12 protein-coding genes and 1 tRNA gene are annotated in these 16359 nt (G+C 72.4%); 3 read left to right on the plus strand and 10 right to left on the minus strand.

Features of this window, described 5'->3' with window-relative positions:
• Nucleotides 1-144 precede the first annotated feature (144 nt).
• On the minus strand, nucleotides 145-2379 hold the full coding sequence (locus ACFCZF_RS08645) for an MMPL family transporter (RefSeq protein ID WP_376671034.1): 2235 nt from the start codon (nucleotides 2377-2379) through the stop codon (nucleotides 145-147).
• Nucleotides 2380-2490: 111 nt separating this feature from the next.
• Nucleotides 2491-3090 carry a TetR/AcrR family transcriptional regulator gene (locus ACFCZF_RS08650; RefSeq protein WP_376671035.1) on the minus strand — a complete coding sequence of 200 codons (600 nt, stop codon included), beginning with the start codon at nucleotides 3088-3090 and terminating at the stop codon, nucleotides 2491-2493.
• Nucleotides 3091-3291: 201 nt separating this feature from the next.
• Between ACFCZF_RS08650 and ACFCZF_RS08655 the strand changes: the two genes are divergently transcribed.
• Nucleotides 3292-6738 (plus strand): S41 family peptidase, encoded by a 3447-nt coding sequence (locus ACFCZF_RS08655; protein WP_376671036.1) that lies wholly within the window; start codon nucleotides 3292-3294, stop codon nucleotides 6736-6738.
• Nucleotides 6739-6794: 56 nt separating this feature from the next.
• On the opposite strand, the gene ACFCZF_RS08660 is transcribed toward ACFCZF_RS08655, so the two are convergent.
• The 4 genes from ACFCZF_RS08660 to ACFCZF_RS08675 all read right to left on the minus strand — a co-directional run bounded on the left by ACFCZF_RS08660 (nucleotide 6795) and on the right by ACFCZF_RS08675 (nucleotide 10658).
• Entirely contained in the window at nucleotides 6795-7007 is a 213-nt protein-coding gene (locus ACFCZF_RS08660; RefSeq protein ID WP_376671037.1) for a hypothetical protein, read from the minus strand.
• An 86-nt stretch (nucleotides 7008-7093) separates the two neighbouring features.
• The gene (locus ACFCZF_RS08665; protein ID WP_376671038.1) at nucleotides 7094-7987 is read right to left on the minus strand and encodes an SDR family oxidoreductase; all 894 of its coding nucleotides are present in this window, start codon (nucleotides 7985-7987) and stop codon (nucleotides 7094-7096) included.
• Complete coding sequence (locus tag ACFCZF_RS08670) at nucleotides 7984-8928, minus strand: alpha/beta fold hydrolase (RefSeq protein WP_376671039.1); 945 nt, start codon at nucleotides 8926-8928, stop codon at nucleotides 7984-7986. Before ACFCZF_RS08670 ends, ACFCZF_RS08665 begins: the two co-directional genes overlap by 4 nt.
• Entirely contained in the window at nucleotides 8925-10658 is a 1734-nt protein-coding gene (locus tag ACFCZF_RS08675; RefSeq protein ID WP_376671040.1) for a flavin-containing monooxygenase, read from the minus strand. The genes ACFCZF_RS08670 and ACFCZF_RS08675 overlap by 4 nt, the downstream gene beginning before the upstream one ends.
• Before the next feature lie 133 nt (nucleotides 10659-10791).
• Here ACFCZF_RS08675 and ACFCZF_RS08680 point away from each other — a divergent pair, with 133 nt between their 5' ends.
• Nucleotides 10792-11454, plus strand: coding sequence for a MerR family transcriptional regulator (locus ACFCZF_RS08680; protein ID WP_376671041.1), 663 nt, complete (start codon nucleotides 10792-10794; stop codon nucleotides 11452-11454).
• Between the two features lie 7 nt (nucleotides 11455-11461).
• Here the strand turns inward: ACFCZF_RS08680 and ACFCZF_RS08685 are convergent, their stop codons facing one another.
• Entirely contained in the window at nucleotides 11462-12265 is an 804-nt protein-coding gene (locus ACFCZF_RS08685) for an exodeoxyribonuclease III (protein ID WP_376671042.1), read from the minus strand.
• 68 nt (nucleotides 12266-12333) lie between these two features.
• On the opposite strand from ACFCZF_RS08685, the gene ACFCZF_RS08690 reads away from it, so the two are divergent.
• On the plus strand, nucleotides 12334-12819 hold the full coding sequence (locus tag ACFCZF_RS08690) for a GNAT family N-acetyltransferase (RefSeq protein WP_375909747.1): 486 nt from the start codon (nucleotides 12334-12336) through the stop codon (nucleotides 12817-12819).
• Between the two features lie 21 nt (nucleotides 12820-12840).
• Here the strand turns inward: ACFCZF_RS08690 and ACFCZF_RS08695 are convergent, their stop codons facing one another.
• The 3 genes from ACFCZF_RS08695 to glpR all read right to left on the minus strand — a co-directional run bounded on the left by ACFCZF_RS08695 (nucleotide 12841) and on the right by glpR (nucleotide 16288).
• Nucleotides 12841-14598: a hypothetical protein gene (locus tag ACFCZF_RS08695; protein WP_376671043.1), complete on the minus strand. Its 1758-nt coding sequence runs from the start codon at nucleotides 14596-14598 to the stop codon at nucleotides 12841-12843.
• A 246-nt stretch (nucleotides 14599-14844) separates the two neighbouring features.
• A tRNA-Ala gene (locus tag ACFCZF_RS08700) sits at nucleotides 14845-14918 on the minus strand.
• Nucleotides 14919-15001: 83 nt separating this feature from the next.
• Entirely contained in the window at nucleotides 15002-16288 is a 1287-nt protein-coding gene (glpR, locus tag ACFCZF_RS08705; protein WP_376671044.1) for a gephyrin-like molybdotransferase receptor GlpR, read from the minus strand.
• Nucleotides 16289-16359 lie beyond the last annotated feature (71 nt).

Raw genomic sequence — 16359 nt, forward strand, 5'->3', positions numbered from 1 at the left:
ACCGTAGCGGTACGTGTAGCCGGCAGGCGACCTGGTTGCGGCGGCCCCGCGCGACAGGAAGCCGGTGAGGGCAGCCCCGTCCCCACGGAGCCCTCACCGGCTGGTCTTGTCGTCCTCCTGTCGGAGGCCGTCAGAGGTGGCGCGTCAGGTGCGTGCCAGCTCCCGGTCCTCGTCGGGGCCCGAGCCCCGCTCCTCGGCCGTGCGCAGGCCCTCGCCCTCGACGTCCACGTTGGGCAGCGCGCGGTCCAGCCACTTCGGCAGCCACCAGGCCTTCTTGCCGAGCAGCGCGAGTACCGCCGGGACGATGGCCATGCGGACGACGAACGCGTCGAAGAAGACGGCGATCGCCAGGCCGAAGCCGATCATCTTGACCATCGACTCGCTGGAGCCGATGAAGCCCGCGAAGACCGCCATCATGATGACCGCCGCGGCCGTGACGACCCTCGCTCCGTGCCGGAAGCCGGTGACGACCGCCTGGCCCGGCTTCTCGCCGTGGACGTAGGCCTCGCGCATGCGGGTGACCAGGAAGACCTCGTAGTCCATCGCCAGGCCGAAGACCACGCCGACCATGAAGATCGGCATCATCGACATGACCGGGCCGGTCTCCTCCACGCCCATCAGGCCGGACAGCCAGCCCCACTGGAAGACCGCGACGACCGCGCCCAGCGCCGCCATGACGGAGAGCAGGAAGCCGAGGGCCGCCTTCAGCGGGACCAGGATCGAGCGGAAGACCACGATCAGGAGGAGGAAGGCCAGGCCGACGACCAGGACCAGGTACGGCACCAGCGCGTCGTTCAGTTTCTGGCTGACGTCGATGTTCATCGCCGTCGAGCCGGTGACCAGGGTCTCCGCGCCGGTGTCGGCCTTGATGTCGGCGCCCGCGTCGCGGATGGCGTGGACCAGGTCCTCGGTCTGGACGGAGGACGGCTTGGAGTCCGGGATCACGGTGATGGTCGCGGTGTCGCCGCCCTTGTTGGGTGCGGGCGGGGTGACCGCCACGACGTCGTCGAGGCCCTTGATCTCGTTGGAGACGTCGGTGAACACCTGCTTCGGGGCGTCGCTGCCCTTCGCGTCGACGACGACCATCAGCGGGCCGTTGAAGCCCGGCCCGAAGCCCTCCGACAGGAGGTCGTACGCCCGGCGCTGGGTCGTGGACGTCGGCTGGGAGCCGTCGTCGGGCAGGCCCAGTTCCAGGGAGGCCGCGGGGATCGCGGCGGCTCCGAGGCCGATGACGCCCAGGAGCAGGACGGCCAGCGGGCGGCGGACGACGAAGCTCGCCCAGCGGGTGCCGAGGTTGGCCTTGGCGGGCTTGCCGTCGGCCTCCGCGTCGTTCTTCTTGCCGGCGCCGCCCAGAAGCCTGCTCTTCGCGCCGGTCGGCTTCACCCTGCGGCCGGCGTAGCCGAGCAGTGCGGGGACCATCGTGAGGGCGATCAGGACCGCGATGGCGACGGTGCCGGCCGCCGCGATGCCCATCTTGGTCAGCATCGGGATGTTGACGACCGCGAGGCCGACCAGGGCGATGACGACCGTGAGGCCGGCGAAGACGACCGCCGATCCGGCGGTGCCGACCGCCCGGCCCGCGGCCTCCTCGCGCTCACGTCCCTCGGCGAGTTCGGCGCGGTAGCGGGAGACGATGAACAGGGCGTAGTCGATGCCGACCGCGAGGCCGATCATCATCGCCAGGATGGAGGTGGTGGAGCCCAGTTCCAGCGCGCTGGCGAGCGCCGTGATCGAGGAGACGCCGATGCCGACGCCGATCAGGGCCGTGAGCAGGGGCAGTCCGGCCGCGACCAGCGAGCCGAAGGTGATGACGAGGACGACGGCGGCGACCGCGATGCCGATGATCTCGGTGGCGCCGGTGTGCGGGACGGCCTGGAGCGCGTCACCGCCGACCTCGACGGTCAGGCCGGCGTCGCGCGCCTGCTGGGCGGCGTCCTCCAGTGCGTCCTTGGTCGAGTCCTCCAGCTCCATGCCGGAGACGTCGTACTTCACCGACGCGTAGGCGATCGTGCCGTCCTTGCTGACGGCGTTGCCGGTGTACGGGTCGGCGACCGAGGCGACCTCGGAGCCGTCGGCCAGGTCGGAGACCGTCTTCTCGACGGTCGCCTTGTTCCCGGCGTCCGTCATCGTCTCGCCGGACGGTGCCTTGAAGACGACGCGTGCGGTCGCCCCGTCGGCGCTGGTGCCGGGGAAGCGCTCTTCCAGCAGGTCGAAGGCCTTCTGCGCCTCGGTGCCGGGGATGGAGAAGGAGGTGGTGCCGGCGGGCGGGGCACTGGCCGCGCCGACGCCCGCGAGCGTCAGCAGCGCCACCCATATCAGGGCGACGAAGTGCCGTCGGCGGAACGCGAGCCGGCCGAGTTTGTAGAGGAACGTGGCCACGAGGGCGTACTCCCGGTCAGGTCGTGGGATCTTCAGGGCAGGGGGGATCGGCCCGACGACGTGAGCGGTTACGTCAGGTGGGGCTCGGGGGGACTCGCGCTGGGGGACGCGTCAGGTGGTGGGGGCGCCGAGGGCGGGGAGGATCACGGCGTCGATGTAGGAGGTGAGGAAGGCCCGGGTCGGGGGCTGGTCCTCGAGCAGCGTGCGGGTGGCGAATCCGCCGACCAGCATGGGCACGAGGAAGTCCAGCGCCGGGCAGTCCGCTCTGATCTCGCCCCGGTCGATGGCGCGCTGCAGCAGGCGCTGGAACTCCACCATCTCGGGTTCGATGAGCTGTTCCCGGAACGCCTGACGCAGGTCGGGGTTCTGGTGGATCGCCATGGCCACACCCCGCATCAGCGCGGAGTTCTGCTCCATGGTGCAGTCGTCCTCGTGGGCCATCAGGGCGTGCAGGTCGCCACGGAGGGAACCAGTGTCGATGTCGCCGATCTTCTCGGGCTTGTTGTGCCGGATGGCCTTGACGACCAGCTCGGGCTTGCCGCCCCACTGGCGGTAGAGCGTCGCCTTGCTGGACCGGGTACGGGCCGCCACGGCGTCCATGGTGAGGGCGTCGTAGCCGACTTCCCGGAGCAGGTCGAGCACGGCCTCGTAGAGCTCGGCCTCGCGCTCGGGAGTGATCCGACTGCGACGCGCGGTGGCTGCCTCGGTCATCTCGCTCACCCCTCTCCGTCCACTCCGTCTGAACGATACCGTTTCGTACATGACCAATGTACCCTGCCCCCTAGCGAAACGAAACGGTTTCGTACGTGCTCTGGGTCACGTTTGTCGGCTACGCATAAGCGCGCGGGCCGGGGGCCGAAGTCCGGGTCGAGAGCGCGGGCCGAGTTGCCGGGGCCCGGCCACCGGCAAAGCATGGGGTGGGTGAGTTATCTGCGCCTTCCGCACCTCAGTGGCGACCAGCTGTGCTTCGTGGCCGAGGACGACCTCTGGCTCGCGCACCTCGACGGTCCGGGCCGTGCCTGGCGGCTCACCGTCGACCGCACCAAGGCCGGCCACCCGCGCTTCTCGCCCGACGGCCGCCACATCGCCTACACCAGCTGGCGCAGCCTGTCGCCGGAGGTCCACCTCGTGCCGGTGGACGGCGGTCCCGGACGGCAGCTCACCCACTGGGGCGGCCTCGACACCCGGGTCTGCGGCTGGTCGCCCCCCGAACCCGACGGCCACGCCGCCATCCTCGCCGTCGCCTCGCACGGCGAGCCCTTCTCCCACCTGACCTGGGCCCACAAGGTCACCCCCGACGGCGACCCCGGCCGCAAACTGCCCTGGGGCCCGGTCACCGACATCCAGGCCGCCGACCTCGACGGGGAACGCAGGACGCTCCTGCTCACCGGCACCCCGCCGCACGAACCCGCCGCCTGGAAGCGCTACCGGGGCGGCGCCACCGGCCGGCTCTGGCTGCACGGGCAACGGCTCCTGCCCGACCTCCGGGGCCATCTGCACTCCCCCATGTTCGTCGGCGGCCGGATCGCCTTCCTCTCCGACCACGAGGGCGTCGGCAACCTCTACTCGTGCGCCCACGACGGCTCCGACCTGCGCCGCCACACCGACCACGACGCCTGCTACGCCCGGCACGCCGCGAGCGACGGCGACCGCGTGGTGTACCAGTGCGCGGGCGACCTGTGGATCGTCGACGACCTGGCGCCCGGCTCGGTGCCGCGCCGGCTCGACGTCCGGCTGAGCGGGCCCCGCGCGGGACGGCGTACGTACCAGGTGCCCGCAGCCCAGCACGTGGGCGGCATCTCCGTCGACGAGACGGGCCGCGCGAGCGCCGTCGTCGTACGCGGCAGCCTGTACTGGCTCACCCACCGCGACGGCCCGGCCCGCACCCTCGCCGACACGCCGGGGGTTCGGGTGCGGCTGCCGGAGATGCTCGGGGAGAGCGGGCGGATCGCGTACGTGACGGACGCGGAGGGCGAGGACGCCGTCGAGATCGCCCACCTGCCGCGCGCGACCGGGGGCCGCCCGCCCAGGCGGCTCGCCTCCGGAAGGCTGGGCCGGGTCCTGGAGCTGGTCTCGGACCCGGCGGGCGAGCGACTCGCCATCGCCTCGCACGACGGTCGGCTTCTGCTGCTCGACGTCTCGGAGGAGGACGCGGAGGCCGCCCAGGCGCTGGACGCGGTGGACGCGGTGGGCACGGGGAGTCCGGCGGAGGCGGCGGACACGGTGGCCGACACCGACACCGACACCAGCAGCGGCACGGTGGGCGCCCCCGGCCTCACCGAGGCCGCCGGAGGGCCCGTCACCGAGCTGATCCGGTCCGTCAACGGTCCCGTGAGCGACCTCGCCTTCTCCCCGGACGGGACCTGGCTCACCTGGTCGCACCCGGGCATCGGACGCTCCCTGCGGCAGATCAAGATGGCCCGGATCAACGGGAACAACGGACAGCACGGGCAGCACGGGCAGCACGGACAGCACGGACAGCAGGGCCCGCTCGTCGTCGACGTCACCGACGGGCGCTTCGAGGACGAGAACCCCGTGTTCACCCGGGACGGCCGCTACCTCGCCTTCCTGTCCTGGCGCGGCTTCGACCCGGTGTACGACGTGCACACCGGCGACCTGTCCTTCCCGCTGGGCTGCCGCCCCTACCTGGTGCCGCTGTCCTCCGCGACCCCCTCCCCCTTCGCGCTGAACCCGGAGGGCCGTCCCGCCGCCGGGGGGCTGGACCCGCTGGAGGACGAGCCCGGCGAGGGCGGCGCGGTGACCGTCGAGGTGGAGGGGCTGGAGAGCCGGGTGACCCCGTTCCCGGTCACCGCGTCCAAGTACTCGGCGCTGCAGCCGGTCGCGGGCGGCGGCCTGGTCTGGCTGCGCTGGCCGATCTCCGGCGCGCTCGGCGAGACCTTCGCCAACCCGGCGGACCCGAGCGAGCGGCCCACCCTGGAGCACTTCAACCTCGCCAAGGCGAAGAAGTCCGAACTGGTCGACCACCTGGACTGGTTCCGGGTCAGCGGCGACGGCAGCCGCCTGGTCGTGCTCGACGAGGGCGACCTGCGCGCCGTACCGGCGACCGAGGCGGGCGACGGCGACTCGACCACCTGGATCGACCTGCGCCGCATCCTGCACGAGGTCGACCCGGCCGCCGAGTGGCGCCAGGCGTACGACGAGGCGGGCCGCCTGATCCGCGCCTACTTCTGGGACCCCGGCATGTGCGGCATCGACTGGGACGCGGTGCTGGACCAGTACCGGCCGCTGCTCGAACGGGTCGCCTCCCCGGACGAGTTCGCCGACCTGCTCCGCGAGGTGCTCGGCGAACTCGGCACCTCGCACGCGTACGTCGCCGCCGCCCGGCGCAACGAGGGCCCGGCCCACTACCAGCGCTGGCAGGGCCTGCTCGGCGCCAACTTCGTGTGCCGGGACGGCCACTGGGTGGTCAAGCGCATCCTGCCCGGCGACTCCTCCGACTCCAAGGCCCGCTCCCCGCTGGCCGGCACGGGCATCCGCGAGGGCGCCGTACTGACCCACGTGGACGGCCGTCCGGTGGATCCGGTGGCGGGTCCGTACCCGCTGCTGGCGGGAGCGGGCGGTACGACGGTGGAGCTGACCTTCACACCGGGCGGGGGCGGCCCGGGGCCTGCCCGCCGGGTCGCCGTCGTACCGCTCGTCGACGAACGGCCGCTGCGCTACCAGGACTGGGTGGCCAAGCGCCGCGAGGTGGTACGGGAGTTGAGCGGCGGGCGGTGCGGCTATCTGCACATCCCCGACATGGGCGGCTCCGGCTGGGCGCAGTTCAACCGCGACCTGCGCATGGAGGTGTCCCGGCCCGCGCTCATCGTGGACGTGCGCGGCAACGCGGGCGGGCACATCAGCGAACTCGTCATCGAGAAGCTGACCCGCACCATCCTCGGCTGGGACCTGACGCGCGACGCGCAGCCGGTGTCGTACACCTCCAACGCCCCGCGCGGGCCGGTCGTGGCGGTCGCGGACGAGGCGACGTCCTCCGACGGCGACATGATCACGGCCGCGTTCAGACTGCTGCGGCTCGGCCCGGTGGTCGGGCAGCGCACCTGGGGCGGGGTGGTCGGCATGACCGGCCGGCACCGCCTCGGCGACGGCACGGTGATCACGGTGCCGATGAACGCGGCCTGGTTCGACGCGTACGGCTGGTCCGTGGAGAACTACGGCGTCGCCCCCGACGTCGAGGCGCTGCGCACGCCACTGGACTGGGCCGAGGGCCGCTACCCGGTGCTGGACGAGGCGGTCCGGCTGGCGCTGGAGTTGCTGGAGAGCAACCCGCCCGCGACGCCGCCCGGTTACGACGACGTACCCGACCGGTCACGGCCGCCGCTGCCACCCAGGGCATGAGGAAGGGCGCCCCCCGTGACGAACGGGGGGCGCCCCTTCAACTCGGCGACGGCGCGTCAGGCGTCGTAGCTCTCCTCGAACCGCTCGTCCGCGTCGCGGCGGCGCGAGGGCTCACGCTCCTCCGCGTCCCGGCGGCGCGACGGGTCCATCTCGTCCTCGTCACGACGGCGGTCGCGGTTCGGGAACTGCTCCCTGGCCTGGTCGGCCCGCTGCTTGCCCTGCTGCTGCATGCGCTCGGCCTTGTCCTGGAACTGGTCCTTCATACCCATGTGGGTTCACTCCTGTGATGTTCGGGCCCGGCCGGATCGGCCTGGCTCGATCAGATTCACATGGGCCGTGACCGTGCGCATGTCGATCACTTACGGACCGTAGTCGTGCTGGTCGGACGCTGTTCGTCGGCCGCTCCGCCCGCACCGACCAGGCCCGTGCGCACACTGTCGAGCCGGTCCCCGAAGCGCCGCATCTCGCGCTGACCGACGGTGCCGATGACGGCCGGCAGGTAGCCGCGCATCCCCTGCATGCCGCGCAGCCACCACTGCCCGTAGACGTGAGCCGAGCGGCGCTCGATGCCCTCCACGAGCCGGTCGACCGCCGGGCCCAGCGGATACGTCTTGTTCGACGGCCAGGGCAGCCGCTGGCGCAGTTCGCGCATGACGTCGTCCTGGTCGGCGCCGCGCACCATGTCGGTATCGGTCCAGGACAGGTAGCCGACGCCGACCTTCACGCCCCGATGCCCGACCTCGCCGCGCAGGCAGTGCGCGTACGCCTCGACACCGGACTTGGAGGCGCAGTAGGCGCTCATCATCGGCGCGGGGGTGATGGCGGCGAGGGACGCGATCTGGAGCAGGTAGCCGCGGCTCTCCAGCAGCGCCGGCAGGAAGGCGCGGGCCGTCACCGCCGAGCCGATCAGGTTGACCTCGACGACCCGCCGCCAGGACTCCGGGTCGGAGTCGACGAAGGGCCCGCCGGTGGCGACGCCCGCGTTGGCGACGACGATGTCGATCCGGCCGAAGCGTTCCTTGACCTCGCCCGCGACCCGGGCCATCGCCTCGTGGTCGGTGACGTCGGCGTGCCAGTGCTCACTCTCGCTGTGCAGCCGGGCGGAGACCTGCTTGAGCGCGTCCGGCTCCAAACCGACCAGCGCCACCTTCACCCCGCGCGCGGACAGCTTGCGGGCCAGCAACTCCCCGACGCCCCGCGCGGCTCCGGTGACGACCGCGACCCGCCCTTCCAGGCTCACCCTGCTCATGCGCTCTCCTCGGCGTGTACGGCACGCTCGCTGCGTGCCTCGGATATGTAGGTGGCGGCGAGGGCCCGTATCTTCCCGGTGACCAGCTCCGGCGCCTCCACCGGCGTCATGTGGCCGAGACCCGGAAGCTCCGTCAGACCCACGCAGTTCGGCAGCGCGGCCGCCAGCGAGCGGGCGTGCACGGGCGGGGTCAGCCGGTCCGCGGTGCCGACGACGACCTCCACCGGCATCGTCAACTCCCCTATGCCCTGGTCGAGGTCGAGCAGGTCCAGCACCTCCGACCAGGCGTGGCGCACCCTGCGCGGGCAGGCGTGCACGATGCGGGCACAGGCGTCGACCATGTGCGGGGCCGAACCGGGGCCCATCGTCCCGTACTTGAGGATCCTGCGCGCGAGGGGCGTGACCGGCCCGAGCGGCGCCCGGGAGCCGAGGATCCGCCGGGTCAGCCAGGTCCGCACCCGGCCCTCCCCGAGCGGCACCACGGTCGAGGCGGCCACCAGCCGCGAACTGCCCGTACTGCACAGCAGGACGGCTGCCGCGTGTTCGCGCACCGCGGGCCGGGTCGCGGCGGCCATCACCGTCATCCCGCCCATGGAGTGCCCGGCGATCACCGCCCGCTCGCCCGGCGCGAGCGTGGCCGTGAGGACGGCTTCGAGGTCGTCGGCGAGGGCCTCGGTGCCGCACGCGGGGTTCGCCGGACTGCGGCCGTGCCCGCGCTGGTCGTACACGACGACCCGGTGGTCGACGGCCAGCGCGCGGACCTGCGCCGCCCAGAAGGCGGTCGAGCAGGCCCAGCCGTGCGCGAGGACGACCGCGGGGGCGTGCTCGGGGCCGTGCACCTGGACGTGTATCCGGGCGCCGTCGGCGGCGGTGACGGTCAGCTCCCGGGCGGGGACGGGCGGCGCGTACGGCCCGGCGGCGACGTGCAGCAGACGGCTCACGCGCCCACCTCGGCGTTCGCGCCCGCGCCGCCGGGGGCCACCTCGGCGTTCGCGCCCGCGCCGCCGGGGGCCACCTTGGCGTTCGCGCCCGCGCCGCCGGGGGCCACCTTGGCGTTCGCGCCCGCGCCGCCGGGGGCCACCTCGGCGTTCGCGCCCGCGCCGCCGGGGGCCGCCTCGGCCTTGGCGTTCGCGTCCGCGCCGGTGTTCGCGGACGCCCCGGCGGCTGCTCCGACGCGCGCCCCGGCGACGGCCGGGCGCAGCACCTCGTACTCCGCGAGATCCACGCGCCGCGTCACGCGCCGGAACTCGGCGGTCGTGCCGGGCCAGACGGTGGTGTTGCGGCCGCTCGCGTCCAGGTACCAGCTCGTGCAGCCGCCGGTGTTCCACACCGTGCGCTTCATGCGCTCCTGCACCCGGTGGTTCCAGTTCCGCACGGCGGCGGGGCGGGCGTCGAGGGCGGCCCGGCCGCCGAGGACGTTGATCTGGCGCAGGTAGTCGGCCATGTAGTTGAGCTGCGACTCGATCATCAGGATCATCGACGAGTTCCCGAGGCCGGTGTTGGGCCCGATGACCGTCATGAAGTTCGGGAAGCCGGCCGCCGAGGCACCGCGCAGCGCCTCCATGCCCCCCTTCCAGGTCTCGGCGAGGGTCCGCCCGTCCGCGCCCACGACACGCTCGGCGATGGGCATGTCGGTGACGTGGAAACCGGTGCCGAAGATGATCGCGTCCACCTCGGCCTCGGTGCCGTCGGCGCCGACGAGGGTCGAGCCGCGCACCTCGCTGAGCCCGCTCGCGACGACGTCCACATTGGGCTTGGCGAGCGCCGGATAGTACTCGCTCGACAGCAGGATCCGCTTGCAGCCGATGCGGTAGTCGGGGGTGAGTTTGGCGCGCAGGGCCGGGTCCTTGATGGCGGCACCCATGTTGCGCTTGGCGATCTGCTCGACGAAGCCCAGCTCGTTCGGGTGCTTGGTGAAGGCCTGCACCTGGAGTTCCCGGATGCCCCACAGCAGCCCGCGGCGCAGCTTGGTGGTGACGGGCAGTGCCCGGTGCAGGGCTCGCTCGGCGCCGCTGATCGGCCGGTCCATGCGGGGCATCACCCAGGCCGGGGTGCGCTGGAAGAGGGTGAGGCGGCCGGCCTTCGGCTGGACGGCCGGCACGATCTGGATCGCGGAGGCACCGGTGCCGATCATGGCGACCCGCTTGCCGGTGAGGTCGTAGTCGTGGTCCCAGCGGGCCGAGTGGAAGACCTTGCCGGGGAAGGAGTCAAGACCCGGGATGTCCGGCGTCTTGGGGTCCGACAGCGGCCCGGTGGCGGAGACGACGACGTCGGCGGTGAGATTCCCGCTCGTGGTCTCGATCTCCCACCGCAGCCGCTCGCCGTCCCACGCCATCCGCTTCACCTCCGAGTCGAAGCGGAGGTGGGGGCGCAGCCCGAAGGTGTCGGTCACGTGCTCCAGGTAGGCGCGGATGTGCTCCTGCCCGGAGAAGGTGCGCGGCCACTCCGGGTTGGGGGCGAAGGAGAAGGAGTACAGGTGGGACGGCACGTCACAGGCGCACCCGGGGTAGCTGTTGTCCCGCCACGTGCCGCCGACGCTGGAGGCCCGCTCCAGCACCACGAAGTCCGTGACCCCCTCGCGCCGCAGCCGCACGGCGGCCCCCAGCCCGCCGAAGCCGGACCCGATCACCGCCACCCGCACGTGTTCTTGAACCTGCTCGTGCTCGGCCATCCCGAAGCCTCCACGCGTCGCCTAGAACTCTGCCAGTGAACACTGGCGCAATGGGGAGAGTAGAGCAGCACCGTACTGATGGGTAGGGGGCACGCGAGGAAAGTTACCGACGGTACGCCGTAGGCTCGACGCCGTGACCGAGAAGCGCGAATACCGCATGGAGGACCTGGCCCGGCTGGCCGGCATCACGGTGCGCACCCTGCGCTTCTACCGCGAACGCAAACTGATCCCCCCGCCCCGCCGCGAGGGCCGCATCGCCTGGTACGACGACCACCACCTGGCCCGCCTGCGCACCATCGCGGCACTCCTGGAACGCGGCCACACCCTCAACGGCATCGCGGAACTCGCCGACGCCTTCGACCACGGCCGCGACGTCGGCGACCTGCTCGGCCTCGGCGAACCCACCGAGGAGACCCCGGTCCGCCTCACCCCCGAGGAACTCGCCGCCCGCTTCGAGGGCGAGGTCACCCCGGAGAACCTCGCCGCCGCGATGGACCTCGGCTACCTCGGCACCGACGGCGACGAACTCGTCCACATCAGCCACCGCCTGCTGGAGGTCTCCTCGGCCCTGGTCCGCGAGGGCATCCCGCTCGGCGAGGTCCTCCAGGCCGGCGCCCTCGTCCGCGAACACGCCGACGCCCTCGCCGACCTCTTCGCCGACCTGATCCTGCGCCACGCCCCCGAACAGGAACTCCACCGCCTGCGCCCGCTCGCCCGCAGCGTGATCGAGGCGGAACTGTCCCTGGCGCTGGACCGGCGGATACGGCAGCCGAGCAGAGAAGGCGGAGAGGACTGACGAGTGTCTAGCGGTCGTAGACGACCGTCACCGGCGCGTGGTCGGACCAGCGCTCGGCGTGCGTGGCGGCCCGCTCGACGTGGCCCTTGACCGCCTTGGCGGCCAGCCCCGCGGTGGCCACGTGGTAGTCGATGCGCCATCCGGAATCGTTGTCGAAGGCCCGCCCCCGGTAAGACCACCACGAGTACGGCCCCTCGACATCCGGGTGCAGGGCGCGTACGACGTCGACGTAGCCGCCCTCCGCCGGGTCCAGGACGCGTCCCAGCCACTCGCGCTCCTCCGGCAGGAAGCCGGAGTTCTTCTTGTTGGCGCGCCAGTTCTTGAGGTCGGCCTCGCGGTGGGCGATGTTCCAGTCGCCGCAGACGACGACCTCGCGGCCGTCGGCGGCGGCCCGCTCGCGAAGCTCCTTGAGGTAGGCGAAGAACTCGCCCATGAAGCGGACCTTCTCTTCCTGGCGCTCGGTGCCGACCTCGCCGGAGGGGAGGTAGAGGGAGGCGACCGTCACACCGGGCAGGTCGGCCTCGACGTACCGGCCACTGGCGTCGAACTCCGTCGAGCCGAAACCGACCTGGACGCGGTCGGGCTCGCGGCGGGTGTAGAGGGAGACACCGGCGCGGCCCTTGGCGGCGGCGGGGGCGTGCGTCACGTGCCAGCCGTCGGGGGTGCGGACGCGTTCGGGCAGCTGCTGGGGCTCGGCCCGCACCTCCTGGAGGCACAGCACATCGGCGGAGGTGTCGGCGAGCCACTCCACGAAGCCCTTCTTCGCGGCGGCGCGCAGACCGTTTACGTTGACACTGGTCACGGTGAGCACCAGGGCACGATACCGGCACACTGGACGATGTCCCGCTCCGGATGACGCATTAATATACGGTAGGTAGCATGAACATACGCCGGGTCCCCTTCGACCACCCCGACGCCGTGAAGCTCAACGACGAGGTCCAGGCGGAGTACGACGTCCGTTACGGCGACGGCGGCGACGCCACGCACCTGGACCCGTCGGACTTCGCGCCGCCGAACGGCCTCTACCTGATCGCGTACGACGAGAACGACGTCCCGGTCGCCTCCGGCGGCTGGCGCAGCCAGGAGACCAACGACGAGGGTTACCTCGACGGGGACGCCGAGCTCAAGCGGATGTTCGTGATCGAGCAGGTGCGCGGCCGTGGGCTGGCCCGCCGCGTCCTGGCCGCCCTGGAGGAGGACGCCCGTGCGGCGGGCCGCACCCGCATGGTGCTGGAGACCGGCACCAAGCAGCCGGAGGCCGTGGCCCTGTACACCTCCAGCGGCTACGAACCGTGTGGGAAGTTCGGCTTCTACCGCTTCCACGAGGAGAGCCTCTGCTACGCGAAGGCTCTCCAGGTCCCGTAGCGCTGGACCATCAGGCCCTCGTCAGACCGTGTCGGCTGCCCTGCGGCGGCGGGAGACGGCGAACAGCACGCCGCCCGCGGCGAGTGCCAGCGCCGCGCCGGCCGAGACGAGCAGAGCCGTGGAGCCGGTGGAGGCCAGCAGGCCGCCTTGGCCGTCCTGACCGCCCTGCGGCGACTGGCCGCCGGTCGTGCCACCGGTGGACCCGGCGCCGCCCGTGCCGGTGCCGCCGGTGGCGCCCCCGGTGGAGGCCGAGCCGCCGGTCGTGCCGGTGCCGCCCGTGGTCTCCGAGCCGCCGGTGGTGCCGGCACCGCCCGTGGCGCCGCCGTCGGTACCGCCCGTGGTCCCGCCGGTGTCGCCCGGCGTCTCCTCGTCGCCGGTGCCGTTCAGCACGATCCACCCGGCGTCGTTGGACGGGTCGCCCTCCCACGGGTTGTCCCACTCCGGAAGGGCGATCTTGCCCTTGGCGCCCTCGACGACCCTGTCGATGCGGAGCTTGAAGGCGAAGGTGCGCCGGTCGTCCTCCAGGAACGGGGTGTCGGCGAAGCAGAGGTACTCGGACGTGGCCTCGTCGTTCATGGGACGGCAGGGGCTGTCCACGACGCTCGCGCCCTCGGGGATCCGCACGCTGAAGCCCAGCGGCTCACCGCCCGAGCGCAGCGCCCCGATCCAGGCGGGCCCGTGGTTGCTCAGGGCGATGTCGACCGTGACGGTCTCGCCCTGCTCGCCGTCGACGCGCGCACCGGTGAGGTCGAGGTCGTAGCTGTTCTGCGTGGGCAGGTCGATCTCGGCGTACTTCGTGTAGTCGCCGTTCCGGCCGCCCTCGACCGGCTTCAGGGTGAGCGTCTCGCCGGTTCCCTGCCGGTAGTCGGCGCCCGACCGCAGGGCGCCGACCTCCTTGGCGCCGACCGCGTCGAAGCCGTAGTGGAAGATGTCGCCGAGCGCGAAGTCCGCGGTCTTCACCCGGACCGGCTCGCTGAGTTCGTAGGCCGTGCCCGGCAGGAATTCGCCCTCGAAGGTGCACAGGGCGACCTTCTGATAGCGGATCAGGTCGTCCTTGTTCTCCTCCGCGTACGAGCAGTTGTCGTACGAGTCGGGGAAGGACAGGCCGCGCGAGCCGCCGAAGCGCAGCACCACGCCGTCGGCCGACATGCTGCCGACGTTGCGGAAGCCGAGGGGGGCGCTGTAGGTGTCACCGGCCTCGAAGTCGCCGGGTTCGGCCGGGAGCTTCTTCTTCAGCAGTTCCGGCCCGCCGACCAGGACGTCGACGGTGTGCTCGTTGAACTCCAGGCCCTCGCCCTCGCCCGTCACCTCGATTTTGCCGAAGTCCCCGGCCTCGGCGCCGTCCTTCAGGTCGAGGCGGATGCTCCAGCTCGGGTTGTAGGAGTCGCCGGGGTACAGGCTGCTCGTGTTGCACACGGCGGTCAGTCCGTCCACGTCGCAGGACGAGGGCAGGTCGACCTCGGCGAAGCCGTTGAGCGCGGTGGCGTCGATGGTGACGCTGTAGCCGTTGTTCGGGACCGGCTCCGGATCCGTGTCGCTGTCCGGGTCGTACTCCCCCGGCCCGGTGATTCCCAGCCGGATCTGCGGCTCCCCCGGCTCGCCTTCGGCCCCGTCCAGCGCCAGGTCCACCTTGTCCGGACCGGTGATGGTGACGGGCAGCGGCGCCTGGCCGTCCTCCGCCTGTGCGACTCCGGCCAGGCCGAGCGTGGCGAGTCCCGCAGCGGCCACTCCGGCCACTGCCGCGCGAGCCCACGGCGCGCGCAGGGAGCTACGTCTCATATTCTTTTCCGTTCCCCAGACGACAAGACGGCGCCACTGCGGTGACGCCGCTCACAGGTGACCCACTGGTAACGGTGAAGGTTGCACGATGCCCGGTCACGGATTTATCTCGGCCTTACGGGCCACGGTCCGCCAGGGTCGTACGGGGTCGTACGGGGTCGTACGGGAACGACTACGGGTGCGACCCGGATACGACGAAGGCCCCGTCCGATCGTGATGACCGGACGGGGCCTTCGCCAATGTGCGTGGACCTGTGGGGATTTGAACCCCAGACCCCCTCGATGCGAACGAGGTGCGCTACCAGACTGCGCCACAGGCCCTTGCGACGAGTGAAACTTTAGCACCCCGACCGGCCTGCTCAAAAATCGCTTCCGACCGGCGAGCAGGCGGCCCGGGCGGGAGGCTACTCGTTGGCCGCGCGGGGGCGGTCCCCGTCCTCGTACTGGTCGAAGAGCGGGGTCCGGCCCCGCTCCCGGGACCGGCGGGCGGACGCGGCGCGGCGGGCGTCGCTGCGCCCCGGGGTCTCCGCCCGGTCCTCGGTGTGGGCCGCCGGGTGGTCCGGCCCGGGGTCGGCCGCCACGTCCTCCTGGTCGGCGACGGCGCTGGAGCGTGCCGAGCTCCAGGCGTCCGGCGCCGCGAGGTCCACGTCGGGCGTGGCGCGGGGGGCGACCGGGGCGGTCACGTAGGTGGGCAGGGGTACGGGCACCGGGTCCCAGCTGTCGCCCTGCGGCCGCCGCTGCCGTTCGCGCTGCTGGTCGACCCACTCGGCGTGGTCGGTCTGCTCCACCAGCGCGCGCCGGTCCGCGGCGAGCGCCGACAGGCCGGAGTCGGGCTCCTCCTCGGGTCCGTCGTCCGGCTCCTCGGCATCGGGGTCGCCGACGGTGCCGGCGGGGTCGGCGGGGTCGGCGGGCGTGCGCCGGCGCGGCCGGCGGTCGCCGTCGCGCAGCCGCTGCGCGGCGACCTCCGCCTGGCGGCGGTCCATGTGGAAGGCGAACCGGTGGCGTTCCTGCGAACGCAGGTAGACGATGTAGGCGCTGAGCAGCACGGCGGGCACCCCGGGTGCCCACAGGAAGGCGAGCCCGCCGACGGCCGCGACGACCGAGCCGAGCGTGAAGGCCAGGAACAGCATCACCGTCGTACGCCGGCGGCGCGCGAGCACCTTGGTGCGCCGGGCACGGGCCGCGGCCGCCGGTGAGACGGGTGCCTGCCGGGCCTGCGGCACGCGCTTGCGCGCCGCTGCCGCACCGGCTCCGGCTCCGGCTCCGGCTCCGGCTCCGGAGGACTGTTCGGATCTGGGGCCGTGCGGGCGTCCGCCGGTCTCCTGGTGCGCCGGTTCGGTCTGCCGTGCCGGTCCGGGCTGCTCCGCGGGCTGGGCCGCGGGCTGCTGCCGTGCGTCGGGCCGAGGCTGCCGGTGCGTTCTGGACACGGCGAAGGCCCGGACGTCCACCGAGTCGGTGGCGGCGTCCGGGGCGTCGGCGTCGGGCTCCGCTTCGTCGGCGGAGCGCGACCGCAGGTCCTTGGCGTACCGGCGCTCCATGCCCGCCCGTCCGGACAGCAGCCGGATGGCGGTGCTGAAGCGTTCCGTCGGACGGGCCTCGTTCAGCTCGTCCTGCCTACGGAGCCACATCGGCACCAAGTAGGCGGCCCAGGCCCCGACGATGACTGCGTAGATGAGGCCGCTGCTGCTCACGCCTCACACGGTAGAGGGGTTTGCTTGGGGCCATCCGCCAATTGAGCCGGTGTGTCGCACGATCTGGCTGA

It is taken from the genome of Streptomyces sp. NPDC056296, from assembly GCF_042268605.1.
Classification (GTDB): Bacteria; Actinomycetota; Actinomycetes; order Streptomycetales; family Streptomycetaceae; genus Streptomyces.

Excerpts from the sequence above, each read along its gene's own strand:
- ACFCZF_RS08665 (WP_376671038.1), bottom strand. The coding sequence starts at position 7,987 with ATGAGCAGGGTGAGCCTGGAAGGGCGGGTCGCGGTCGTCACCGGAGCC.
- ACFCZF_RS08650 (WP_376671035.1), bottom strand. The coding sequence starts at position 3,090 with ATGACCGAGGCAGCCACCGCGCGTCGCAGTCGGATCACTCCCGAGCGC.
- ACFCZF_RS08675 (WP_376671040.1), bottom strand. The coding sequence starts at position 10,658 with ATGGCCGAGCACGAGCAGGTTCAAGAACACGTGCGGGTGGCGGTGATC.
- ACFCZF_RS08660 (WP_376671037.1), bottom strand. The coding sequence starts at position 7,007 with ATGGGTATGAAGGACCAGTTCCAGGACAAGGCCGAGCGCATGCAGCAG.
- ACFCZF_RS08655 (WP_376671036.1), top strand. The coding sequence starts at position 3,292 with ATGGGGTGGGTGAGTTATCTGCGCCTTCCGCACCTCAGTGGCGACCAG.
- ACFCZF_RS08690 (WP_375909747.1), top strand. The coding sequence starts at position 12,334 with ATGAACATACGCCGGGTCCCCTTCGACCACCCCGACGCCGTGAAGCTC.
- ACFCZF_RS08695 (WP_376671043.1), bottom strand. The coding sequence starts at position 14,598 with ATGAGACGTAGCTCCCTGCGCGCGCCGTGGGCTCGCGCGGCAGTGGCC.